The organism is Polaromonas sp. Polasp52, from assembly GCF_059491565.1.
The window spans coordinates 4,075,474-4,098,064 of sequence record NZ_CP168513.1 but is presented as its reverse complement, the minus strand read 5'-3'; the positions used below and the strand labels follow the sequence as shown (position 1 = coordinate 4,098,064).

Annotated in this window: 25 protein-coding genes; 8 read left to right on the top strand and 17 right to left on the bottom strand. The window is 64.0% G+C overall.

Annotated elements, in window-relative coordinates:
- Positions 1-142 precede the first annotated feature (142 nt).
- Complete coding sequence (locus ACEN9P_RS19245; protein WP_495620180.1) at positions 143-472, top strand: phage integrase N-terminal SAM-like domain-containing protein; 330 nt, start codon at positions 143-145, stop codon at positions 470-472.
- Positions 473-501: 29 nt separating this feature from the next.
- On the top strand, positions 502-756 hold the full coding sequence (locus ACEN9P_RS19240) for a tyrosine-type recombinase/integrase (protein WP_477663351.1): 255 nt from the start codon (positions 502-504) through the stop codon (positions 754-756).
- Between the two features lie 9 nt (positions 757-765).
- On the opposite strand, the gene ACEN9P_RS19235 is transcribed toward ACEN9P_RS19240, so the two are convergent.
- Genes ACEN9P_RS19235 through ACEN9P_RS19200 form a run of 8 tightly spaced genes read right to left on the bottom strand, consistent with a single transcriptional unit; the run spans position 766 to position 7,861 of the window.
- The gene (locus tag ACEN9P_RS19235) at positions 766-1,206 is read right to left on the bottom strand and encodes a nuclear transport factor 2 family protein (RefSeq protein ID WP_495620179.1); all 441 of its coding nucleotides are present in this window, start codon (positions 1,204-1,206) and stop codon (positions 766-768) included.
- Positions 1,207-1,213: 7 nt separating this feature from the next.
- Positions 1,214-2,005: an SDR family NAD(P)-dependent oxidoreductase gene (locus ACEN9P_RS19230; protein ID WP_495620178.1), complete on the bottom strand. Its 792-nt coding sequence runs from the start codon at positions 2,003-2,005 to the stop codon at positions 1,214-1,216.
- Between the two features lie 6 nt (positions 2,006-2,011).
- Positions 2,012-2,560: a DUF3833 domain-containing protein gene (locus ACEN9P_RS19225; RefSeq protein ID WP_477663348.1), complete on the bottom strand. Its 549-nt coding sequence runs from the start codon at positions 2,558-2,560 to the stop codon at positions 2,012-2,014.
- Positions 2,557-3,864, bottom strand: coding sequence for an MFS transporter (locus tag ACEN9P_RS19220; RefSeq protein WP_495620177.1), 1,308 nt, complete (start codon positions 3,862-3,864; stop codon positions 2,557-2,559). The genes ACEN9P_RS19225 and ACEN9P_RS19220 overlap by 4 nt, the downstream gene beginning before the upstream one ends.
- Positions 3,861-4,436, bottom strand: coding sequence for a chalcone isomerase family protein (locus ACEN9P_RS19215; RefSeq protein WP_495620176.1), 576 nt, complete (start codon positions 4,434-4,436; stop codon positions 3,861-3,863). The genes ACEN9P_RS19220 and ACEN9P_RS19215 overlap by 4 nt, the downstream gene beginning before the upstream one ends.
- Before the next feature lie 5 nt (positions 4,437-4,441).
- A complete protein-coding gene (locus ACEN9P_RS19210; protein ID WP_495620175.1) occupies positions 4,442-5,725 on the bottom strand; it encodes a class I SAM-dependent methyltransferase in 1,284 nt (427 codons plus the stop codon).
- Positions 5,726-5,765: 40 nt separating this feature from the next.
- A complete protein-coding gene (locus ACEN9P_RS19205) occupies positions 5,766-6,566 on the bottom strand; it encodes a DUF1365 domain-containing protein (protein WP_495620174.1) in 801 nt (266 codons plus the stop codon).
- A complete protein-coding gene (locus ACEN9P_RS19200; protein WP_495622198.1) occupies positions 6,563-7,861 on the bottom strand; it encodes an NAD(P)/FAD-dependent oxidoreductase in 1,299 nt (432 codons plus the stop codon). Before ACEN9P_RS19200 ends, ACEN9P_RS19205 begins: the two co-directional genes overlap by 4 nt.
- Positions 7,862-7,983: 122 nt before the next feature.
- On the opposite strand from ACEN9P_RS19200, the gene ACEN9P_RS19195 reads away from it, so the two are divergent.
- The gene (locus tag ACEN9P_RS19195) at positions 7,984-8,601 is read left to right on the top strand and encodes a TetR/AcrR family transcriptional regulator (RefSeq protein WP_495620173.1); all 618 of its coding nucleotides are present in this window, start codon (positions 7,984-7,986) and stop codon (positions 8,599-8,601) included.
- 166 nt (positions 8,602-8,767) lie between these two features.
- On the opposite strand, the gene ACEN9P_RS19190 is transcribed toward ACEN9P_RS19195, so the two are convergent.
- Entirely contained in the window at positions 8,768-9,670 is a 903-nt protein-coding gene (locus tag ACEN9P_RS19190; protein ID WP_495620172.1) for a LysR family transcriptional regulator, read from the bottom strand.
- Between the two features lie 96 nt (positions 9,671-9,766).
- On the opposite strand from ACEN9P_RS19190, the gene ACEN9P_RS19185 reads away from it, so the two are divergent.
- On the top strand, positions 9,767-10,774 hold the full coding sequence (locus tag ACEN9P_RS19185; RefSeq protein ID WP_495620171.1) for a zinc-dependent alcohol dehydrogenase family protein: 1,008 nt from the start codon (positions 9,767-9,769) through the stop codon (positions 10,772-10,774).
- A gap of 98 nt (positions 10,775-10,872) precedes the next feature.
- Here ACEN9P_RS19185 and ACEN9P_RS19180 read toward each other — a convergent pair whose 3' ends face one another.
- The 4 genes from ACEN9P_RS19180 to ACEN9P_RS19165 form a co-directional block, all read right to left on the bottom strand.
- Positions 10,873-11,859: a DMT family transporter gene (locus tag ACEN9P_RS19180; RefSeq protein WP_495620170.1), complete on the bottom strand. Its 987-nt coding sequence runs from the start codon at positions 11,857-11,859 to the stop codon at positions 10,873-10,875.
- A 53-nt stretch (positions 11,860-11,912) separates the two neighbouring features.
- Positions 11,913-12,905 (bottom strand): substrate-binding domain-containing protein, encoded by a 993-nt coding sequence (locus ACEN9P_RS19175; RefSeq protein ID WP_495620169.1) that lies wholly within the window; start codon positions 12,903-12,905, stop codon positions 11,913-11,915.
- Between the two features lie 149 nt (positions 12,906-13,054).
- Positions 13,055-14,035, bottom strand: coding sequence for a Bug family tripartite tricarboxylate transporter substrate binding protein (locus tag ACEN9P_RS19170; RefSeq protein WP_495620168.1), 981 nt, complete (start codon positions 14,033-14,035; stop codon positions 13,055-13,057).
- 65 nt (positions 14,036-14,100) lie between these two features.
- On the bottom strand, positions 14,101-15,408 hold the full coding sequence (locus ACEN9P_RS19165) for a Rieske 2Fe-2S domain-containing protein (RefSeq protein WP_495620167.1): 1,308 nt from the start codon (positions 15,406-15,408) through the stop codon (positions 14,101-14,103).
- 165 nt (positions 15,409-15,573) lie between these two features.
- On the opposite strand from ACEN9P_RS19165, the gene ACEN9P_RS19160 reads away from it, so the two are divergent.
- Genes ACEN9P_RS19160 through ACEN9P_RS19150 form a run of 3 tightly spaced genes read left to right on the top strand, consistent with a single transcriptional unit; the run spans position 15,574 to position 18,334 of the window.
- On the top strand, positions 15,574-16,560 hold the full coding sequence (locus ACEN9P_RS19160; RefSeq protein ID WP_495620166.1) for a PDR/VanB family oxidoreductase: 987 nt from the start codon (positions 15,574-15,576) through the stop codon (positions 16,558-16,560).
- Entirely contained in the window at positions 16,557-17,756 is a 1,200-nt protein-coding gene (locus tag ACEN9P_RS19155) for a Gfo/Idh/MocA family protein (protein ID WP_495620165.1), read from the top strand. The genes ACEN9P_RS19160 and ACEN9P_RS19155 overlap by 4 nt, the downstream gene beginning before the upstream one ends.
- Entirely contained in the window at positions 17,753-18,334 is a 582-nt protein-coding gene (locus ACEN9P_RS19150; RefSeq protein WP_495620164.1) for a MarR family winged helix-turn-helix transcriptional regulator, read from the top strand. Before ACEN9P_RS19155 ends, ACEN9P_RS19150 begins: the two co-directional genes overlap by 4 nt.
- An 80-nt stretch (positions 18,335-18,414) precedes the next feature.
- Here ACEN9P_RS19150 and ACEN9P_RS19145 read toward each other — a convergent pair whose 3' ends face one another.
- Both ACEN9P_RS19145 and ACEN9P_RS19140 read right to left on the bottom strand, forming a co-directional pair.
- Entirely contained in the window at positions 18,415-19,050 is a 636-nt protein-coding gene (locus ACEN9P_RS19145; RefSeq protein ID WP_007868823.1) for a 3-oxoacid CoA-transferase subunit B, read from the bottom strand.
- A gap of 2 nt (positions 19,051-19,052) precedes the next feature.
- Entirely contained in the window at positions 19,053-19,760 is a 708-nt protein-coding gene (locus tag ACEN9P_RS19140; protein WP_477663591.1) for a CoA transferase subunit A, read from the bottom strand.
- A 79-nt stretch (positions 19,761-19,839) separates the two neighbouring features.
- Here ACEN9P_RS19140 and ACEN9P_RS19135 point away from each other — a divergent pair, with 79 nt between their 5' ends.
- Positions 19,840-20,397 carry a PAS and helix-turn-helix domain-containing protein gene (locus tag ACEN9P_RS19135; protein WP_074575460.1) on the top strand — a complete coding sequence of 186 codons (558 nt, stop codon included), beginning with the start codon at positions 19,840-19,842 and terminating at the stop codon, positions 20,395-20,397.
- On the opposite strand, the gene ACEN9P_RS19130 is transcribed toward ACEN9P_RS19135, so the two are convergent.
- Together ACEN9P_RS19130 and ACEN9P_RS19125 are read right to left on the bottom strand one after the other, a co-directional pair.
- Positions 20,394-21,836 (bottom strand): protein kinase domain-containing protein, encoded by a 1,443-nt coding sequence (locus ACEN9P_RS19130; RefSeq protein ID WP_495620163.1) that lies wholly within the window; start codon positions 21,834-21,836, stop codon positions 20,394-20,396. The genes ACEN9P_RS19135 and ACEN9P_RS19130 overlap by 4 nt on opposite strands.
- A complete protein-coding gene (locus tag ACEN9P_RS19125; RefSeq protein WP_495620162.1) occupies positions 21,833-22,585 on the bottom strand; it encodes a metallophosphoesterase family protein in 753 nt (250 codons plus the stop codon). Before ACEN9P_RS19125 ends, ACEN9P_RS19130 begins: the two co-directional genes overlap by 4 nt.
- Between the last annotated feature and the right edge of the window lie 6 nt (positions 22,586-22,591).

Below are 22,591 nucleotides of genomic sequence, written 5' to 3'. Positions count from 1 at the left end.
GCCTAACGTAATTTAGACCGCAAAACCTGTGGCTTAACTTGGCGGCTGAGGTTTAACTTGGCCATAAAAATCGTCCGAAAGCCTCTTGTTTATTGGGGTTTTGGCAAATATTTTGTATTTTCATACAGGTATAAATACTTCCATGAAACCCGGCAACCCAGCGCTGCAATCGACCTGCTTGCTCGACCAGGTCAGGGAGCGGATTCGCTGTCTTCACTATAGCTTCAGCACCGAGAAGCTCTATGTGTACTGGGTACGTTTTTTCATCCGCTGGCATGGTTTGAAGCATCCGCGCGACATGGGGGCGAAGGAGATTGAGGACTTTCTGACTATGTTGGCCACGGAACGCAAGGTTTCAGCATCCACACACAACCAGGCCCTGAGCGCGTTGCTGTTCTTATACCGGGAGGTGCTTGGCGTCGATCTGCCCTGGCTCGACAACATCAACCGACCGACCCGCGCAGTGGCATAGAGCGCCGTCATCATCTGTATGAAGAGCGATTGCAGCGCAGCCTGAAGCAGGCGTTCAAGCTTGCCGGCATCGTCAGGCCGGTATCGGCGCACACGCTGCACCACAGCTTCGCCACCCATCTCCTGCAGGCGGGCACCGACATCCGCACGGTACAGGAACTGCTGGGCCACTCTGATGTGAGCACCACCATGATTTACACGCATGTGCTGAAGGTTGAGGCCAGGCAGACAATGAGTCCGCTGGATTCGATCACTGGTGAGCAAGGAATGTCTGCTTTGCGGTGAGGCAGTCATCTATGACGAACCGCCACGCCGCTTCAACCATCTCATCAAGCCGCCGACCACAGGCAACTTCTCGTACAGTTCTTCAGCCGCATCCCAATAGTCCCGGTGCAGCGTGATGCGGCCTTCGCCATCCAGCACCAGGTGCGAGCCCCCCAGAATGCACTGGGCCTTTCCCCGCTGGAACCGCTTGAAGGCAAAGTGGAATTCCCAGGTCAGGAAGCATTGCTCGCCTTGCACGATACGCCCGGTGATGACAAAGCGCGGGCTCTCCAGGCTCACGTACATGTGGCGAAAAATGCGCTGGATTTCGGCCAGGCCCTGCACGTCGTTGAAGGGGTCCTTGAAGCGCGCATCGGGCGCGTAGAGGGCGCCCAGGGTTTCCACGCCGGCGGGCGTGAGGGTCTGGAAGGCGTCGACGATTCGGTCGACAGCGGAGTCGGCGGGGTTCATGGAATTTCTAGGCCTGTCTGAGGCGGCGTGTCGCCGCGAAAAACACAGGGTAAGGCAAAAGCCGCAGGGCTTTCATCCAGCGGGTGAAACGTTTGGGGAAGTGGATTTCAAATTCTCCGCATGCCCAGCCTTTCAGGATTTCGCGTGCCGCCTGTTCGGGCGTGATCAAGGCGGGCATTTTGAACTGGTTCTGTTGCGTTAGCGGCGTGTTCACAAAGCCGGGGTTGATGATGGACACGCCCACACCCTGTGCATGCAGGTCCAGGTACAGGGTCTCGGCAAGGTTGATGAGAGCGGCCTTGGTCGGGCCGTAGGCCAGGCTGTTGGGCAGGCCCCGATAGCCGGCCACGCTGCCCATCAAGCTGATGTGGCCGCGCTGGCCGGTGCGCGTATGGGGCGGCCGCGCCAGCAGCTGCGGCACCACGGCATCCAGCAGGTAGAGCGCGCCCAGGTAATTCACTTCGTTGTGGCGCAGCAGGTCGCCCAGGTCCATGTGGGCGGCGTCCATGGCGTGGTAGTGGCCCGCGCAGTACACGACGCAATCGAGCGCATCCCGCACGGCCAGGTCCGCAGCCGCGGCCTTGACGGCGCGCGCGTCGGTGACGTCCAGCGGCAGGGCCAGGGCGCCGGGGTGGGCTTCGACAAAGGCGTTGAGGGCATCCGCGCCGCGGGCCGAAACCACCACCCTGGCGCCCTGGGCGTGCAGCGCCGATGCGGTGGCCCGGCCTATGCCGGTGGACGCGCCCACCAGCCAGACCGAGCGGCCGTGCCAGTCTTCCATGCGAGAGTTGAGGGCCATGGCGTTTTACCGCTTGATGAAGGAGAGTGTCACTTCGCCCAGGCCCACACCCCACTTGCGCATGGCGGCTTTGTTGAGCATGACTTTGTCGTTCATGAGGTACATCCAGTCATCAAACTGCACGTTGATGACCCGGCCGTCCACCGGCAAGGCCAGGGTGTAGGCCCAGTTGAAGGCGTTGCCGCTTTGCCGGCCCTCGGCCGTGCCCACCACGTCGTCCGCCTGGCCGCTGTAGCGGCCGTCGGCGTGGCGCGTCAGGCGCCAGATGCGCCGCTGGGTGGTTCCGTCGGAATAGCTGAAGGCTTCGTCGAGCACGCCGGCGTCGCCCTTCCAGGTGCATGTCATCACCACGGTAAAACGCTTGACCACCTTGCCCGAGCGGTCGGTGAAGATGCCGTACGCATCGAGCGTGCCGTTGAAGTAGTCGCGCAGTTCCAGCACCGGGGTTTCTTTGGCGTAGTCCTGGACTTGCGGCGTGCTGCATGCGCCCAGCAAGGCGGCGCACACCAGGGCGGCAAGAAGAAGTGGGCGGTGGAAGAAGCTGCGTTGTGTCATGGGGTTTGCGGCTGGGCCGTCGGTGGGAGGATGAAAAAATGGAGCGCGCCGGCCGCAAGAGCCTTGAGCGCGCAGGGCAGGAGGCAGTAGGCGGCGGTGAGCAAGGCGGACGCGTTGGCATCCCGCACACCGGGCACATAACCCAGCCAGCCCAGCAAAGGCAGGGCCAGGCCGGCGGCCAGCGCCAGGTTCAGTTTGGTGGCGAAGTTCCACCAGCCAAAGTAAGCGCCTTCGGCGCGGCCGCGGTCACCGGCCCTGGCGATGACACCTGCCAGCAATGCGCCGGGAAGGACCAGGTCGCTGCCCAAAGCCGCGCCCGACAAGGCGCACACCAGCAAAAACCAGGGTGCATCGCCCGCGCCCAGCCGGCTCGCGCCCAGAAAAACGGCAATGGACAGCAGCATGCCGAAGCGCCAGCTGTGCACCAGCCCCCAGCGCTTGACCCCGCGCAGCCATAGCGGCATGGACAGCGCGCCGCACACAAAGTACACCGCCAGCGCGGCGGACTGCATGGCCCCGCTGGCCTGCAGGCGGTCCTGCAGGAAGAACAGCACCAGCGTCGCCGGGATGGCGCTGGCAATGCCGTTGAGCAGGTAGACGCCCAGGAGCCGGCGAAAGCCGGGGTTGCGCCACGGGTGCCAGAGCGTGTGGGGTGCCGCGGTCATGGTCGCATGGCGATGCCGCGCTGGCTGAGGCGCTGCGCGCCAGGCCCACCAGCCCCCGGCCAGGCCGAAGAACAGCAGGGCCAGCATGGCGGGCAGGCCCAGGAGCGCGGGAGTGACCGACGCGAGCAGCACCCCGGCCAGGCCCAGCCCTTCGCGCCAGGCCACCACCCGGCTGCGGTAGAGCGCGTCACCGCCGAGCATGGCGCCCCAGGACTGATGCGCGACCGACAAGGCGCTGTAGGCCGCATAGGTCACCACCAGCCAGAACCCTGCCCACCAAAGCAAGACCCCGGGTTCACTCACCAGCGGCACAAACAAAAAAGAAAATCCCACGGCCAGCACGGCGGCCGCCACCGCGCCCATTGCCAGCACCGCGCGCAGCGAGGCGGCATACAAGCGATCACATAAACGGCCCAGCAGCGGATCAATGACCGCATCGAGCAGGCGCGCGCCCAGCAGCACGGCGCCCAAAGCCGCCAGCGACACCCCCCAATGGCGCGCATACAGATTGGGCATCAAGACATAAAGGGGCAGTGCGCAAAACGCCAGGGGCACACCCAGCAGGCCGTAGCGCACGCCGTCACCCACACTCCAGGCCTGGGGTGTCGTTTCGGTTTGGACTGCCGCGCGGAGATTCATGGTGCGGCGCCCGCCGGGACCGGTGATTTTTCCTGCGCCAGCAGCGCGCGGCGCAACTGCGGCTCGGAGGTTTGCGGTGACAGCCAGATGCCGAAGAAGAGTTTGGCAAACAGCGGGTCGCGCACTTCACCGATCAGGCGGCCGTTGCTCCAGAACACCGCGCCCGTGGCGGGCTGGTTCAAACCGGTGATACGATCGCCGGCGCTGACATCGGGAAACAGCGCACGCATCTGGTTTTCCCAGGCGGTTTCCTGCGCCGAGGTCATGGGGGTGATGCTCGCCTGGCGGCGCATCTCCGCAATGGACCGTTTGGCGATGTCCGCACCCTTGAAGTCACGCAGGTAGGCCAGCTCCAACGCAAACGGACTTTGCTCATAACCCAACCCGGCAAACCCGGGGGCGACCCAGAGGGTGGCCTGGTAGACCTCAAAGCCCCAGAACCTGAACCTGGCCTGGCCGGACAGGCTGGCCGAGGGCAGGCTGGGTCGCAGTTCCTGCGGCAAGGCCTGGGCGGACACGCCAGGCAGGCAGCCGGCAGCCGCCAATACCGCGCAGGCAGCCGCGTTTTTCATGCCAGTCATGCCGGAGGCGAAAGCGCGGCGGGCTTGCGCAAGGTGAACTGCATCAGGTTGATGTCACCGGTGTCAAAGGCGGCCTCGCAGTAGGCCAGGTAAAACGCCCAGATCCGCATGAAGCGCTCGTCAAAGCCGAGCGCCGCCACCTCGGCATTGCGCGCCATGAAGGCGTCGCGCCAGCGGCGCAGGGTCTCGGCGTAGTCCGCGCCGAAGGCAAATTCGTCCACCACCTCCAGCCCCGCGGCCTGGGCCTGGCGGCGAAACTCCCGCGGGCAGGGCAGGCAGCCGCCGGGGAAGATGTACTGCTGGATGAAGTCGGTCGACCTCACATAACGGTCGAACAGCGCGTCGTTGATGACGATGCTTTGCACGCAGGCCCGCGCGCCGGGTTTGAGCAGGCGGCTCACGGCGGCAAAGTAGGTGGGCCAATAGGCTTGCCCCACGGCCTCCACCATCTCGATGGAGCAGATCGCGTCAAACGGCGCGTCCGGGATGTCGCGGTAGTCCTGCAGGCGCAGATCGGCGCGCCCGCCCGCGCCGGTGCTCACGCCCAGGCGTCGCATGCGCTCGTCGGCATAGGCCAGCTGCTCCGTGCTCAATGTCACGCCCACCACGGTCGCGCCCCGTTCAATGGCGGCTTGCTCGGCCAGCGCGCCCCAGCCGCAGCCGATTTCCAGCACACGGTCGCCGGGCTTCACGCCGGCCATGTCGAGCGCGCGGCGCACCTTGGCGTTTTGCGCCTCGGGCAAGGGGCGGGACAGGTCGCCGTCGAACCAGGCGCCGGAGTAGTTCATGGTCTCATCCAGCCACAGCCTGTAAAACGCGTTGCCCAGGTCGTAGTGGGCGTGGATGTTCTTGCGGCTGTTGGCCCGGCTGTTGTGGTGCAGCAGGTGCCGGGCGCGGTACAGCAGCCGCCCGAACCATGTGCCGAAGATCATGGCATCGATCTCCCGGCGATTGGCGGAGAACAGCTTGAGCAGTTCGGTCAGGTTGGGCGTGCTCCAGTCGCCGGCGATATAGCTCTCGGCAAAGCCGATGTCGCCGGACTTGAGCGCGGCACCGAACACCTTCCAGTTGTGCAGCGTGATGCTGGCACTGGGGTGCCCAGGCATGTGCATGTCATGCTGCTGCGGGTGCTCACCAAAGCGGCGCTGCGAGCCGTCGGGCAGGTGCAAGGTCAGCGCGCCGTGGCGCAAGTTTTGCAGCAGGCGCAGCGCGCTTCGGGCGGCGGCCGGCGCATTCTCTGGAAACGCGAGGCCTTGGGCGGTGCGGGTAACGGCGTTCATGTCGGACTCCTCAATGGGGCATATCTCCCGCGCTGGGCATCTAGCGCGAGACAAAGGTTTGCGGCGGCGGGGGTTTTCGAAAGAAAGGCACTTTTTTCAGCCACAGGCGCAGCGCCTGGACATGGATGTGCAGCACCACACCCAGGGTCATCGCGGGATAGCGCCACACGGCACTGCGCAGGACGGCCGGCGTGATGGGCCGCAGCGTGCCGCTCACACTGGTTTGCAGCACGGCGGCGTCGGCAACGATGTCGTCGTAAAAATCAACGCGGGCGACAATGCGAGCCTGTTCGCCTTGTTCGCTGCGCATAAAGCGAAAACGGTAGTGGCCCTGCACGGGGTTGAAGGGCGAGACATGAAATACCTTGTCCGCACGCTGCTCCACGCCGTAGCGGGGCGCGTCCAGCACATAGCAATGCCGCTCGCCAAACGTGTTGTTGACTTCCACCACGATGGCGCGCAGGCTGCCGTCCTGGTCGCCCGCCGCGCGGTGGCAATACCAGAAGCTCACCGGCTTGAAGGTGTAGCCCAGCACGCGCGGATAAGTGTGCAGCCAGGCCTCGCCGGTCGCGTCATGAATGCCCTCGCGCTTGAGCACTTCGTCCAGCCACGCGATGGCGCCGCCCTGCTCCGGCGCGCGCCCGTCGCCGTGGTCTGTCTCGAAAAAGCTCAGCGGGCCCCCGCGGTTGATGTCCCACTGGCCGGGCTGGGGCGCCTGCCTGTGCAGGCTGCGCAGTGGCAGCATCAGGAAGTAGGTGGGGTAAACAAATGCGTGGCGCCGCGGGCGCAGGCGGCTGTGGCGCACCTGGCCAAAACCGATGAGCGGCACGGGCTGGCTCATGCGTCCGCCAACAGCTGCGCCGCGGCAGCCAGCCCGGCCTTGAGGCCGTCTTCATGAAAGCCGTAGCCCATCCAGGCGCCCGCAAAGTAGCGATGGTGTTTTCCCTGCAATGCCGGCATGCAGTGCTGTGCAGCCACGGCGACCGGGTCAAACACCGGATGGGCATAGTCGTACTCGCCGATGATGCGGTCCTGTGCGATGGGGCGCACCGGGTTCAGGGACACGATCACCGGCTGCTCCCAAGGCAGGAGCTGCAAACGGTTGAGCAGGTAGTGCAGGCACACGCGCGCGCCCTCCTGCCGGGGCAGCGCCGAGCGCTCATAGTTCCAGGCCGCCCATGCCGCCCTGCATGCCGGCAAGACGGAGGCATCCGTGTGCAGCACAGCCTTGTTGGACTGGTAGTGGATGGCGCCCAGCGTTTCACGCTCCCGCACCGTTGGCGCGGCCAGCATGTGCAGGGCCTGGTCGGAATGGGTGGCGATGATGACCTTGTCAAACAGCTCGACGCCCGCATCGGTGTGGATGCGCACGCCGCCTCTGCCGTCCGGCGTGCCGTCCAGGTGCTCGATACGGCGCACCGGGGTGTTCAGCCGCTTGTCCGCAATGCCAGCGGTGATTTTTTCGACATAGTGCCGGGCGCCGCCCTGCACGGTCCACCACTGCGGGCGGTTGGTGATTTGCAGCAGGCCGTGGTTGTGGCAAAAGCGCACCATGGTAGCGACCGGGAACTGCAGCATCTGCGCGGTGGGACAGCTCCAGATGCAGGCCATCATGGGCAGGAAATACCAGTCGCGAAACGCGGTGCTGAAGCCGTGCTCGTCCAGAAACGCGCCCAACGGCTGGCGCAGTTGCACGTCGCTTGCGTCTTGAGCCATGCGGGTGGTCAGGGTGTTGAAGCGCAGCAGGTCGCGCAGCATGCCCCAAAAGCGCGGGTTCAGCAGGTTGGCGCGTTGCGCAAACACGGTGTTCAGGCTGGAGCCGCTCCACTCCAGGACATGGCCGCTGGCGACATCCTGGGCCCGCACCGAAAACGACATCTCTGACTTGACGGTCGCCACGTTCAGTTCCGCCAGCAGACCGATCAGTTGCGGGTAGGTCCGCTCGTTAAGGACAAGAAACCCCGTGTCCACCCCGTGGGTGACCTCACCGCGCGGCGTGGGAAGCGTCACGTCAACGGTGTGGGTGTGCCCGCCAAACCAGGCGCCCGCCTCCAGCAGCGCGATGTCCGCCTTGCCCCTGAGGGCATGGGCGGCCGCCAGGCCTGAAATACCCGAACCCACGATGGCTACTTTGATCGACACCGGCACTCCTTGAATTGCTCAGGTCAATTATATACTACATGGTATTTATTAATACCATTCAGTATTAATATTTCCTCGCAATTCTTTTTTCAAACCAAACTGGCTAAAATCAAGCCATGACGAGCACCCTCCCCCCTAAGGCCTCCTTCAAGGCGCAAATGCTGCTGGCGCGTGAAGACGCCATCATCCAGTCGGTAAACCGTTTGCTGGCTGAAAAAGGCTTTGAATCCATGACGGTGGACGAAGTGGCCGCCGACGTGGGCATTGCCAAGGCCAGCCTCTACAAGCACTTCCCCAGCAAGGAAGACCTGGCGGCGGCGGCCATGGTGTCGGTCATGCGCCGGGCGCAGGCCTTTCTGGACACATTGCCCACTGAGCTGTCCGCCGTGGACAAGCTGCGCAGAGTCGTGGCGTGGACCATGGACCTGAAGCTGGCGGGTGAAATGCCTTCGCTGCCCAGCCAGAACTCCAGCCTGCGCGCCGCGCTGATGGCCAACAAAGACTATATGGACGGGCTCATGGACGTGAGCGACCGCCTGGGCGCCTGGATTGAGGCGGCCCAGGCCCAAGGCGCCCTGAACCCCAAGCTCCCGCCCGTCGTCGTGCTGTACACGCTATACGCCCGCGCCTGCGATCCGGTTCTGGAGTTCCTGAAAATGGGCGAGCTCTACACCAACGATCAGATCATCGCTTTCGTACTTAGCACCTGCTTTGAGGGTCTTGAAACCAGGTAAGGGCACCGTCACGCGTGCCGGATCGCAAGATCAGCAAGCGGGTCACCGAAAAGTGTTATGGCCAGCGCTGGCCATCTCTCGATGCCGTTGAAGAGATCTGCAGGCGTCTTGTCGCATATCTGGCGCCCAGGAGGGGCGCACTTACGGGGTCAGCGGAATGAGCGCTCTAACGGCTCTGATTTCGACGAAATTCAACCGCCAGGCTTTCTTGCAGGCCGTCCACCACAGCTTGAAGTCTTCCCAGGTATGGCGCCCTGACGAGTGCGATCTGCATCTGTAAATCCAGGCCGCGCACGCTGATGGCGCGTAACCCGGAGCGCTTCAACCTTGTTGCCTTGCGTTTAGGAAGCATTCCGATACCCAGGCCTCTTTCGATAAGCGATGCCTGCAGGGCCATGTCGTGGACCTCCGCCGAGATACGAAATTGCGCGCCATTCTTCTCTACTGCGCCACGCAAAGAGGCGCGCGACCCGCACAGGGTATCCGGTGTGAGAATCCAGCCGAATCTATTTAGCTCGCCAAGGGAGGGCGTTCTTGGCAGAGCCAGGTTGCGCGAGGCAAGAAAGATAAGGTCGTCGCGCGCCAATACCGGGCCGGGCAACATGGCCAAGCTGTCTCTCGCTCCCGCCACCATGACAAGGGCGGCGTCCAGCTCGCCTTTGTCCACTTTTGGAATGAGTTCGTTTGTCCATCCCGCAGTCAATCGCAGGTTCAGGTCCGGAAAATTTTGCTTCAGATATTGAAGGCTGTTTACCACGCCGGATTCCGCCAGGGCATGCGCTATTCCAACTCTGAAATCCCCGGCGGGGCTTGCATCAACAGCGGCAGCGTTCTTCAGTTCCTCAAACGCGGCAAGAACCTTTCTGGCGTGCCCCAACACGGCCAGACCAGCGGAGGTTAGACGCGCCGGTTTTGCGCGACGATCCAGCAGCGTGGTGCCGAGTACTTCTTCCAGGCGCTGCAATTGCCGCGTGACAGCTGGCTGCGTCAACGGAATGCGATTTGCGACCGCTTGAATTGAGCCGGTTTCAGCAAGAAGAACAAAGGCCTTTAACTCGGCAAGCATCATGCACCTTTGGAATAAAAATTATCAAAATAATGAATTTGATTAATGTCAATCACTGAAGGATAGTGCATCGCCTGGACAAAACCAACAGGAGAAAGCATGAAATCCATAGTGATCGAAAAGAATGGCTTTGACGGACTGAAGTTGATCAGCCAGGAAGCCCCCCTGCCAGGGCCTCGGCAAGTTCTTTTGCGTGTCAGGGCGGTCGGGCTGAATTACCGCGACGTTGAAATAGTGCTCGGCTCCTATCACACACCCTTCAAGTTTCCGCTCGTGCCGATGTCGGACTGCTTGGGGGAGGTGATCGAGGTCGGGAAGGACGTCACGCGCGTGAAAAAGGGCGACCGGGCCGTTGTGGCATTTTGGGAAAGGTGGCACGACGGTTCCTTTGATGCGAGTGTCGCGGGAGCGCCGCTGGGCGGCCCCTCAGACGGTGTTTTGAGCGAGCAGTTTCTGACAAGCGAAGACAGGCTTGTGGTCGTGCCACCGGAAATTAGCGACATCGAGGCGGCAAGCCTTCCTTGCGCTGCATCCACGGCGTGGAATGCCCTTGTCACTTCTGGAGGCGTAAAGCCGGGCGAGGTGGTACTGGTGCAGGGAACCGGCGGGGTGTCCTTGTTTGCCATGCAATTCGCCGCGATGGCGGGTGCTCAGGTTGTGATTACTTCCGGCAGCGATGAGAAGTTGGAGAAACTGACCACGCCGGGCATATTGGGGAAAGTAAATTACAAGAGATATCCCAACTGGTCAGTTGAGGTTCTCAAACTGACGAACGGCCGGGGTGTCGATCACGTTCTCGAGGTCGGCGGCCCCCAAAGCTTCGAACATTCACTGAAATCGATTCGCCCAGGAGGCCAAGTTAACGTGATCGGCTATCTGGGCGGCGTCGATGGGGGGATCAATCCCCTGGATATTTTCCGCAAGCAGGCGACCGTTCGAGGAATTCCGGTCGGTTCACGCCGAATGCTGCAAGAACTGGTCCAAGCGATGGCATCGACGAAGACAAAACCGATGATTGATTCCGTCACCCACTGGACAAATGCCGCGGAGGCGCTTCAGCGCCTTCATTCGGGAAAACACTTTGGCAAGGTCATTTTGTCTTTCTGAGACATTTCGTTCAGGCAAGCCAATTTGCGACCTTGCCACCAGAATTTATCCCGATTGTTCTAAAAATCGGGGGCAGTGGGTCGGCGACTTAGGGCCTGTTACCGCATCACGATGATGGCGATGCCAAGCAGTGTCAGCCCGCTGCCGGCCAGCGTCACCGCCGTGATCTTGTCCTGGTTTTTGAACAGCAGGTGGCTGAGCGGAAACACCAGGATGGGCGTGCACAGCGTCACCAGCGTGGCCACGGACAGCGGTATGTAGCGCATGGCGCCTATCACGCAGATCTGCGCGGAAATCGTCGAGACGCCTATCAGTGCGAACAGCGCCAGGCCGCCGCGATCGGCCGTGCGCAGGCGCTGCATGATCTCGCGCTTGCCGGTGCTGAACAGCAGGTGCAGCGCCAGGCCGCTGAGCGCCCCGACCAGCGCGCCCAGCACGGGTTCGTTCCAGCCGCGCACGGCCGAGCCCCTGAGCACATTGCCGATGGCATAGGCCATGGAGCTGCCCACGCCCAGCAGAAACACCGACTGCATCACACGCCCCATCGCCCGCTGCATCACGCTGGACTTGAGGGCCGCAGGCGCGGGGCCGCCGTCGGGCGGCATCACGACCACCGCATTGCGGCGCGAGAAGAAACCGGGCTTGTAGCTCACCAGCATCAGGCCGGCGATGGTCATCAGCATGCCCAGCGCCGCCAGCACGCTAAGGCGCTCGCCTAGCAGCAGCCAGGCCATCAGGGCGGTGAACAGCGGGCTGCTGATCTGGAAGATGCTGGCCTTGGCCGGGCCGAAGCGCACGACGGACTCATAAAAAAAGAAACGCCCCAAGTAGGTGGCGAAGGCGCCCGCCGCGGCGAACAGCCAGAAGGCCTGGGCGTTCCACAGCAGCGCGTCGCCGCGCAAGCCCATCTGCACCGCAAAGGCCAGGGCGGAGAAAACGACGTTGGCGGTGGTGGCGACCAGAAAGCCCAGGCCGAGATCCAGCCTGTGGGAAGCCAGCTTGGTGAGCAGGATGGACGCGGTGAAGAGCAGCAAGGCGGCGCCGGCCAGGATGTAGCCCAAGTAGCCCAGGTAGGTGTCAGACATCCAGCCTCATCTTGTGGTCTTTTGCGGAAAAAGCGCGCGCCTTGCAAACACGCCTAGATCTTGAAGGCCTCCAGCGATTCGGGTGCGAACAGCTCCTCGGGCTTGAGCAGCCGCTTGGACAAGCCCTGCTCGAAAGAGTAGCGCAGAAAGGTCTGCAGCGTGGCCTGGTTTTTCTCGAAGCCGTAAGGCCAGAAGTCTTCGCCCATCTCGCGCCTGACCTGCTCGACGTGCGAGGTCAGCCAGGGCAGCATGGCCTTGAGGGCCGCGGTTTCGTAGAGGTCTTCATAGGTGCGGCGCTGCGACTCTTCGAGCGCCTTCATCATGGAGCGCGCCACCCAGCGGTTGGCCTCGTAGACCTCGCGGCGTATCGCCACCGTGTGCATGATGGGAAAGATGCCCGTCTCTTTGAAGTAGTTGCGCTCGACCTGTTCGTAGTCCTCGAACAGGCGCAGCACCTTGCCGCCGCCCTTGAGGAAGCTCGAGGGCATGCGCGCGGTGTAGAGCGCGTCGATCTCGCCGTCGAGCAGCATTTGCGCCAGGGTCTGGTCCGGGCCTATGCGCTGGACCTTGATGTTGGGCGGCAGGTCGAGCTGGATTTTTTCGGAGCGGCCGGGTTCTTCCTCGCCGCCGGTGAAGTAGGTCACGCTGTCGACGGGCACGCCGTAATGGTCGGACAGGATGCCGCGTATCCACACCGGTGCCGTCATCTGGTACTCGGGGTTGCCGACGCGCTTGCCTATCAGGTCTTTGGCTTCGCGGATGCCGGCGTTGGCATTCACATAAATGCAGGAATGGCGGAAAAAGCGCGAGGGGAACACCGGGATCGCCACAAAGGGCCGCGGCTCCTTGAACAGGGAGACCGTGTACGAGGAGAGCGACATTTCCGCGACGTCGAACTCCCGGTGCCGCAGCATGCGAAAGAAGGTTTCCTCCACCGGCATGTTGAGGTAGTTCAGGTCTATGCCGTCGGGCTGCACGCTCCCGTCCATCAGGGCGCGGGTGCGGTCGTAGTTCCAGCAGCCGAAGCTCAGTTTCAGTTTTGACATGTGGGGGTGTATTCCTTGAGGGAGAGTGGATGGAGGCAGAGCCGTTCACAAAACCCAGCGAAGCGGTCCTGGCTAGGCGGGCCGCCGCAGACAGTGCACCAGCACGGCAAGGCGGCCCAACAACGCCAGGAGGGTTTTGTGGACGGCTCCTATTCGGGCTTGATTCCCGAGGCGGCGATAGCCTTGGCCAGTCGCTCGTTTTCGCCGAGGATGGCTTTGCCGTAATCGGCCGGGCTGCTGCCTATGGGCTCTATGCCGGCGTTGTTGAGCGTGGCGATGACGTCCGGCATCCTGGCGATCTGCGCCATCTCGTGGCTGATGCGCTCGATGGCGCTGGCCGGTGTGCCTGTGGCGGCCAGCACGCCGACGATGGGCGCGAAGTCAAAGCCTGGAATAGTTTCGGCGATGGCCGGCACATTGGGCTCCTGGCTGGAGCGCTGTGCCGCGTTGGTGGCCAGCAGCTTGACCTGCCCGCTCTTCACAAAGCCGGACAGCGAGGGCAGCGCCGAGAACAGCACCTCGACCTGGCCGCCTATCAAGGCCGGCACCGACTGGCCGGTGCCCTTGAAGGGCACATGCGTGATCTGCAGGCCCAGCGCTGCCTTCATGGCTTCCATGGTCAGGTGGTGGGTGCTGCCTATGCCGGAGGAGCCGTAGTTCAGCGTGCCGGACTTGGCCTTGGCCAGCGCGATGAATTCCTGGAAGCTGTTGACCGGCACCTTGGGATTCACCGCCATGTACAGCGGCGCGCGCGCCGCGAGCGAGACCGGCACGAAGTCGCGCTTGTAGTCATAGCCCAGGTTTTTGTAGATGGCGGGGTTGATGGAGAACATCGAACCATCGGTCACCAGAAAGGTGTAGCCGTCCCTGGGGGCCGTGGCCAGCGCCTGCGCGGCGACCACGCCGTTGGCGCCGGGCCGGTTGTCGACCACCACCGCCTGGCCCAGTTTGTCGCCCAGGCGCTGCGCGTAGATGCGCGCCACCGTGTCGGGCAGGCCGCCGGCCGCATAGGGCACGACAAACTTGATGGCGTGGTTGGGGTAGGCGCCCTGGGCCCCGGCGAGCTGGGGCAGCAGGCCGGCCAGCAGCATCGCGCTGGCCAGCAAAAGGGAACGGCGTGGGAATTTCATGGGACTTGTCTCCTGATAATTTTTTGCTGACGTTGCGGGCGGAAAGCCAATGCGGAAAGGCGGGCCTAGGTGGAGTAGGACGGCTCCAGCGCCGGCTCGCGTGTGTCCCAGACATAAGAGGCCTGGTAGGCGCGCCAGTCGGTGGTCTTGGGCACGATGGCCTGGAAAGCGACCACACTGGACGGAATGCGCAATGCGCCCGTGCCTATGGCAGCCCCGCCGGCCTGGAAAGCGCGCACGGCCTCGAGCATCTGCTTGCGGAATTCGACCACCGCCATGTCGCTGGCGCCCAGGCGCTCGTGCGTGCGGTCGGCGATCGGCCCCATGGTGACCCACATCGCGATGTCCTGGTTGGGAAAGCCGGTGATGCCGGTGAAGTTGCCGGCCTTCATGGCTTCACGGTCTTGCCAGAAGTTGTTCGCGCGGTTGCGCAGCGGCGCATAGCTGGCGTCCAGGTCGGGGCCCAGCTGCTGGCCCAGGAACCTGCGCCAGGTGTCGGTATCGGGCGTCTGCTCAGGGTGGCCCCAGGCGATGAAATAAAAGGCCGTGTTGGTGTCGTCCATGGGCACGTTGATATTGGCCACGTTGTAGAGGTTGTTGGGCGGTATCAGCGCGGTGGCCGGCGCGACGAACACGGTGGAACGTATGTAGTCGTTGGCGGCCGCGTTCTTGATGGGGCGGCGGATGGCGGCATACCGGAAGCCGTAGCCGCCGCGCTCCACCTGCATGCGCGGCGCCTTGTCGGTGGAGGGGCGCAGCCAGTTGGTGTCGGTGGCTTCGGCGCCGTCCACGCGCGCCGGCACCATGTCCGAGGAATGCAGGCTGGAGCTGTGGGCCGAATCGATCGCGCCTTCAAGGATTTGCGCCCAGTTGCAGGGGATCAGCGCCTTGGCGATGGTGACCCGGGCATCGGCCGTGGGTGCCCAGGCCGGCGGTTCGAACTCGGGCTGGGTTTCCTTGGGGCCCATATAGGCCCAGACAAAACCGCCCCACTCTTTCACCGGGTAGGCCAGGTGCTTGACCTTTTGCGCCATGCCGCTGGCGGCGGGCTCGGAGACCATCTCCAGCACATTGCCCTCCACGTCCATCTTCCAGCCGTGGTAGAGGCAGCGCAGGCCGCAGTCCTCATTGCGGCCGAACACCAGCGAGACGCGGCGGTGCGGGCAGTATTCGTCCATCACGCCGACACGGCCCTTGGTGTCGCGGAACACCACCAGGTCTTCACCGAACACGCGCGCCTTGACGGGCGTGCCGTCGGGCTCGCTGACCTCCTCGATCAGGCAGACCGGCGTCCAGTGGCGGCGCATCAGCTGGCCCATGGGGGCTTGGCCCTCAACACGGCAGAGCAGTTCATTTTCTTCGGCGGTCAACATCGCGAATGTCCTTTTATCGGTTTATCGGTCATGGCCCCGTGGTCGGTAGCCGTCAATCAAAACAGGTTTAAAAACAACTTGCCAATCCGGGGCAATCCAATTATTCTTAGATGACTAAGATTATCGTGATTTGGCGGTTTGTCAAGAAAATTTGTGGAGACAAAAATGAGCGTTAACCCCAGGGCCGATGGCGTCCCGGTTGCGGAGCCGGATTTTTTCCCGCTGACGGTGGCGCGCAAGCAGGAGGTCGCGCAAGGCATTTATTTGTTCGAGCTGCGCCACCCCGAAGGCGCGCCCCTGCCGGCATTCATGGCCGGCTCGCATCTCACGGTGCAAGTGCCCAGCGGCGTGCGCCGCAATTACTCGCTGTGCAGCGACCCGGCCGACACCGGCGCCTGGCAGATCGCCGTCAAGCGCGACGGGCGCGGGCGCGGCGGCTCCATCAGCATGGCCGACAAGGTGCAGGCCGGGCAGTTGCTGACCGTCAGCGCGCCGCGCAACAATTTCGAACTGGCCGCGCAAGCGAGCGACTTCATTTTTATCGCGGGCGGCATAGGCATCACACCGATTCTTTCCATGATGCGGCAGCTCAAGCGCACAGGCGCCGCCGGCTTCAAGCTTTATTACTGCACACGCGACGCCGCGGGCACAGCTTTCATCAACGAACTGCAATCCGAATTTCCGGGCCAGGTGCAGATCCACCACGACAACGGCAACATCGAAGAAGCACTGGACCTCTGGCCGGTGTTTGAAAAGCCGGGCGCGGCCCATGTCTACTGCTGCGGCCCCAGGGGCCTGATGGACAGCGTGGCGGACATGTCGGGCCACTGGCCCTCGGGCAAGGTGCATTTCGAGAGCTTCGGCGTCGACGCCACGGTGTTTGCGGAAAACACGCCCTTCAGCGTGCGCCTGGCCCAAAGCGGCAAGACGGTGGAAGTCAGCGCGGAGCAGACCTTGCTGCAGGCCCTGCGCGGCAGCGGCGTGCGCGTGGCCAGCTCCTGCGAAAGCGGCACCTGCGGCAGCTGCAAGACAGGCCTGCTGGCAGGCGAGGCCGAGCACCGCGACATGGTGCTGAGCGAGGAGGAAAAGGCCCATCACATCATGGTCTGCGTCTCGCGCGCAAAATCGCCGGAACTGGTACTGGACTTATGACTGGGCGCACACTCAAACTCGGCATCGTCGGCCTGGGCCGGGCTTTCACGCTGATGCTGCCCACCTTTGTGCACGACGGCCGCGTGAAGCTGGTGGGCGCGACCGACCCTATCGCCGCCGCGCGCGCGCAGTTCGAAAAAGACTTCGGCGCGCCCAGCTACGCATCCATGGAGGCCCTGTGCGCCAATCCGGCGGTGGAGGCGCTTTACATCGCCTCGCCGCACCAGTTCCACGCCGAGCACGTTCGCCTGGCCGCATCCTTCGGCAAACATGTGATGGTGGAAAAACCCATGGCGCTCACGGTGGACGAATGCAGCGCCATGATTGACGCGGCGCGCAGCGCGAGCGTTCACCTGATCGTGGGCCACAGCCACAGCTTCAACACGCCGATACGGCGCACGCGCGAACTGATTGACAGCGGCCGCTACGGCACGGTGAAGATGATCCACGCGCTGAACTTCACCGATTTTCTCTACCGCCCGCGCCGCCCCGAGGAACTGGACACGGCCGCCGGCGGCGGCGTGGTCCACAGCCAGGCCACCCACCAGATGGACATCGTGCGCCTGCTGGGCGGCGGCCTGGTGCGCAGCGTGCGCGCCCACACCGGCGCCTGGGACGTGAGCCGCCCCACCGAGGGCGCCTACAGCGCCTTGCTGGGCTTTGAGGGCGGCGCCTTTGCCTCGGCCAGCTACAGTGGCTACGGCCACTACGACTCGGACGAGCTGCTGGGCAACATCGGCGAGATGGGCCAGCTCAAAAACCCGGCCGACTACGGCGCGGCCCGCAAGCGCCTGCAGGGTGCGGCTACCTCCGCCGAAGAAAGCGCGCTCAAGGCGGCGCGCAACTACGGCGGCCGCCTGTACACGGCCGGCAGCGCCCTGCCCGCGGGCCAGCGGCACCAGCACTTCGGCCACATCATCGTGAGCTGCGAAAAGGCCGACCTGCGGCCCGGGCCGTCGGAAATAAGCATTTATACCGACAGCGAAAAAACCATGGAAGTCCTGCCTGTACCGACGATCCCGCGCCAGGAGGTGATTGACGAGCTGTATGCCGCCGTAGTCCATGGCAAGCCCCCGGTGCACAGCGGCGAGTGGGCTCGCGCCACCACGGCGGTCTGCCTGGCGCTGCTGGAATCCGCGCGCAGCGGCCGGGATTGCGCTCCCCCGCACCAAGTCGGTCACAATGCGGGGTCATGAGCAACGACACCCAAAACATCATCCGCCACTGGCGTGAAGCCGTGCCCAATGACCGCCTCGCGCACCTGATCCGCGATGCCTCACGCGCCTTCCACCGCGCGCTGCAGGTGCGGCTGGCGCGGCACGGGGTGCCCTTCGGCCACTGGACCTTTTTGCGCATCCTCTGGGAATCCGACGGCCTGACGCAAAAAGAGCTCAGCGAACGCGCCGGCGTGATGGAGCCCACCACCTTCACCGCCATGAAGGCCATGGAGGCGCTGGGCTACATAGAGCGCAAACAGCTGCCCACCAATAAAAAGAATATGTATGTCTACCTCAGCGACAAGGGCCGCGCGCTCAAGCAGCTGCTGGTGCCCCTGGCCGAAGAGACCAACAATGTGAGCATAGAGGGCATAGAGCCCGAACACATCAAGATGACGCGCACCGTGCTGCTGGCCATGATCGAGAACCTGGCCCGGGACGAATTGCTGCAGGAAAAGGCCGCGCCCGCCAGGCGCAAGGCCGCCGCCGGGAGCGATCCGCAGGAGAAAACCGAAAAGGTGAAAATTACCGAAAAAAAGATATCCGGAAACAGATAAACCCGGGGGGAAATCCGCGAGATCCGGTAAAGCCAAAGCCGCCGCCTGAAAAGGCCGGCGGCTTTTGTTTTTTTAGGGCCTCAGACCAGCGTGACGCCGGTCTTGGCCTGCAGCGCTTCGCGCGTCACGCCGGGCGCCAGCTCCACCACCTTGAGGCCTTGCGGCGTCACGTCCATCACGGCCAGGTCGGTGATGATGCGGTCCACCACGCCCACACCGGTGAGCGGCAGGGTGCACTTGGGCAGTATCTTCAGGTCCTCGGTGCCGTCCTTCTTTTTGGCGACGTGTTCCATCAGGACGATGACGCGCTTGACGCCCGCCACCAGGTCCATCGCGCCGCCCATGCCCTTGACCATCTTGCCCGGGATCATCCAGTTGGCCAGGTCGCCTTTTTCGCTGACCTGCATGGCGCCCAGGATGGACAGGTTGATCTTGCCGCCGCGAATCATCGCAAAGCTGTCATGGCTGCCGAAGATGGACGAGCCCTTGATGGTGGTGACGGTCTGCTTGCCCGCGTTGATCAGGTCGGCGTCGACCTGGTCTTCGGTCGGGAAGGGGCCTATGCCCAGCATGCCGTTTTCCGACTGCAGCCAGACTTCCTTGTCGCCGGTGAAATTGGCCACCAGGGTCGGGATGCCTATGCCGAGGTTCACGTAAAAACCGTCTTCGAGTTCCTGGGCGGCGCGCGCCGCCATCTGGTCTTGGGTCCAGGGCATGGTCAAACTCCTGCTTTCTCGGTGATGGTCCGTTTCTCAATGCGTTTTTCGGGATTCGCATTGAGCACGATGCGGTGCACATAAATGCCCGGCAGGTGGATGTCGTCGGGCGCCAGTTCGCCGACTTCAACGACCTTCTCCACCTCGACGATGCAGACCTTGCCGGCCATCGCGGCGGCCGGGTTGAAATTGCGCGCCGTGAGGTTGAAACGCAGGTTGCCGGACTTGTCGGCCACATGCGCCTTGACCAGGGCCACGTCGGGCACCAGCGAGCGCTCCATCACATAGGTTTCGCCGTCGAAGTCGCGCAATTCCTTACCCTCCGCGACCTGCGTGCCCACGCCGGTCTTGGTGAAAAAAGCCGGGATGCCGGCGCCGCCGGCGCGCAGCTTTTCGGCCAGCGTGCCCTGGGGCGTGAATTCCAGCTCCAGTTCGCCGGCCAGGTATTGGCGCTCGAACTCCTTGTTCTCGCCCACGTAGCTGGAAATCATTTTTTTGATCTGCCGGGTTTCCAGCAGCTTGCCCAGGCCGAAGCCGTCAACGCCCGCGTTGTTGGAGATCACCGTCAGGTTCTTCACCTGGCTATCGCGCAGCGCGTCAATCAGCGCCTCGGGAATGCCGCACAGGCCGAAGCCGCCCACGGCCAGCAACTGGCCGTCCTTGACCACGCCCTTGAGGGCCTCCGCGGCGGAGGGAAAAAGTTTCTTCACAAATCATCTCCTTGTGTTCCAGGCAATCCATTACGATACTACTTATCAAGTTACGTAGTTTTCCCTAAAGGTTTGTACTGTGGAAGTGGATTACCAGCTCGCATTCGACCTGGCGCCGGTGGGACTGGTGCTGTCCCGCAACCGCTCGATTGTGGACTGCAACCAGCATTTATGCGAGATGTTCGGCGCCACGCGCGAGCAACTCGCGGGCCAGTCCTTCCTCATTCTCTACCCCAGCGCGGATGAGTACGAGCGCATAGGCGCGCGCATGATTCCCATCCTGAATGCCAAGGGACTGTACTCCGACGACCGCATCATGAAGCGCGTGGACGGCCGCAACAAGGGCGAAACCTTCTGGTGCCACGTCACCGGCCGCGCCCTCAACCGCAGCGCGCCGCATGAGGCCGGCATCTGGACCTTTGAAGACCTCAGTTCGCGCCGCCCCGTCACGGCCGAACTCACCGCGCGCGAACGCGAAGTGGCCGCCCACCTGATGGACGGTTTGACCTCCAAGGAAATCGGCCGCGCGCTGGTCATCAGCCACCGCACCGTCGAGATTTACCGCGCGCGCCTGATGCGCAAATACAAGGCCTCCACCACGGCCGACCTGGTGCACAAGCTGATGGCAGGTTCCTAGCTCTCTTCGCCCTCCCCCGCCAGCCGATCGAACGACAGCGCCTGCTTGACCAGGATCACCGTGCACGGCGCCGCCATGGCGACCTTGATCGGCACCGTCGCCAGCAGGCGCTGCATCTGCAAGCCGTGCGTTGCCGCCCCCATGACGATGATGCCGACCTGGTTGCCCCTGGCATAGTGCAGCAGCGCCTGCGCGACGTCGCCCGATTCGATGACGTGGAAAGACAGCGCCCGGTTGTCCAGGTTCAGCGGCTGGGCCCATTGCCTGAGCATGCCCAGGTAGCGCCGGTGCAAGGTGGTCTCATTGGCTTCGCTGTCGTTGCCGGCCGCCTTTGCCGCGTCAATCACCGTCACGCAGGCCAGCCGCGCGCCGGGCGCCGTGCCCAGCACCCGCATCACGGCGCGCCGCAGCGAATACAGCGTGGCATCGCTCACGTCCCGGTAAGGCAGGGCCACCATGACGATGGGCGCCGCCTCAAGCTGCCGCGAAGGCAAAGGGCTGGGCCGGTAGTGCTTGCCCGCCGCGTGCAGCCAGCGCTTGAAATGCGCCCAGAAACCCGTGGCTTGCAAGCGCCGCCCCAGCTCCGTCACGGCGATCTGCGAGGGGTCCGACAAATCCAGCGCCAGGTGCGCGGCCGATGCATAACGCCGGCCGGCTTCGCCCTGCAGGCAATGCAGGATCACCTCCTGCAGCCACTCGGGCAGCTCCGGCCGCAAGGCGCGCGGCGGCACCGGGTCCATCCACAGGCGCTGGCGCAGGCCGCCCCGGGTCTGCGGGTTGCCAAAGGGCAGCTCGCGCACGGCCAGCTCATACAGCATCACGCCGACGGCAAAGATGTCGCTGCGCGGGTCGCCCCGCACACCGACCACCTGCTCGGGCGCCATCCAGGCGGGGGAACCGACAGCCGGGCGCAGCTCTTCGGCCAGCAGGTCCGGGTAATGCGCATGGCAGGACAGCCCGAAGTCCAGCAGCACCGCGCTGCCATCGGGGTGCAGCAGCACATTCGCCGGCTTCAGGTCCAGGTGGCAGGCCTCCTGCAGGTGCAGGCTGTGCACCGCCTGGGCCACGGCCACGCCCAGACTGGCAATCTCCGGCGCGGGCACAGGCCCCGGGCTGTCGTCCAGCAGTTGTTGCAGGGTGCGGCCGGGCACGCATTCCATCACCAGGTAGGGCAGTTTCTCGAGGTCTCCGGCCGCCACCAGACGCGGCACATGCGGCCCGGTCAGCGCCGACAGCAGCTGCAGCTCCACTTCAAAGCCCACGATGTTTTCAGCGCCGTCGCCGGCCGTCATGCGCGGCACCTTCATCACCATGGGAAAAGGCGCGGCCCGCGACGGGTCGGCATAGCCCACCTGGTAGATATGCGCCATGCCGCCCGCATGCAGGCATTCACCGACGACAAAGCCGTCGACCACGGTGCCGGGCGCCATCAACCTCACAAACCCGCCTCCAGCCGCGAGGCGAAATGGCCGGGCAAACCCGCCGCGCGCACATCGGCCGCGGCGGCCAGGTGGTCGTAGGCCACACGGTGGAATGTCAGCTCGGCCCGGTCTGCGTCGAACAGCGCATACATGGCCCGGGTGTCGCCGTCGCGCGGCTGGCCCACCGACCCCACGGTGGCGAGCCAGCGGCGGTGCGGCGGCACCGGGATGGGCACACCCGGCGTGGGCGCAAAGCGCATCAGTCCTTGCCCAGCGCCACGAAAATAAAGCGCCTGTTCGTGCACGTGGCCGCAGAACACATAACGCACGGACGGGTTCGCGCAGGCGGCGTCCAGGCAGGCTTGGGCGCGGTGTTCGTTGTCGACATAAGACCAGCGCTCGGGCGCGTCGGCACTGGCATGCACCAGCAGCGCCGCATCAACGGTGGCCGTCAGCGGCAGCGCCGCCAGGAAATCCAGCGCGTCCGGGTCCAGCCGTTCGTGGGTCCATGCAGCGCCGCTCTGGTCGAGAGAATGGGCCTGGCTGGGTGGCGCCACGGCGTACCCGTCATGGTTGCCCTTGAGCACAATGGCGCCCTCGCCTGCCAGTCCGCGAATGCGCCTCACCACCTCTGCCGGCTGCGCGCCGTAGCCCACCAGGTCGCCCAGCACGGCCAGCCTGCCGGCGCCCTGCGCGGCGGCATGGGCCAGGCAGGCCTCCAGCGCGCGCAGGTTGGCGTGTACATCCGACAGCAGGGCGATTTTCATGGACTA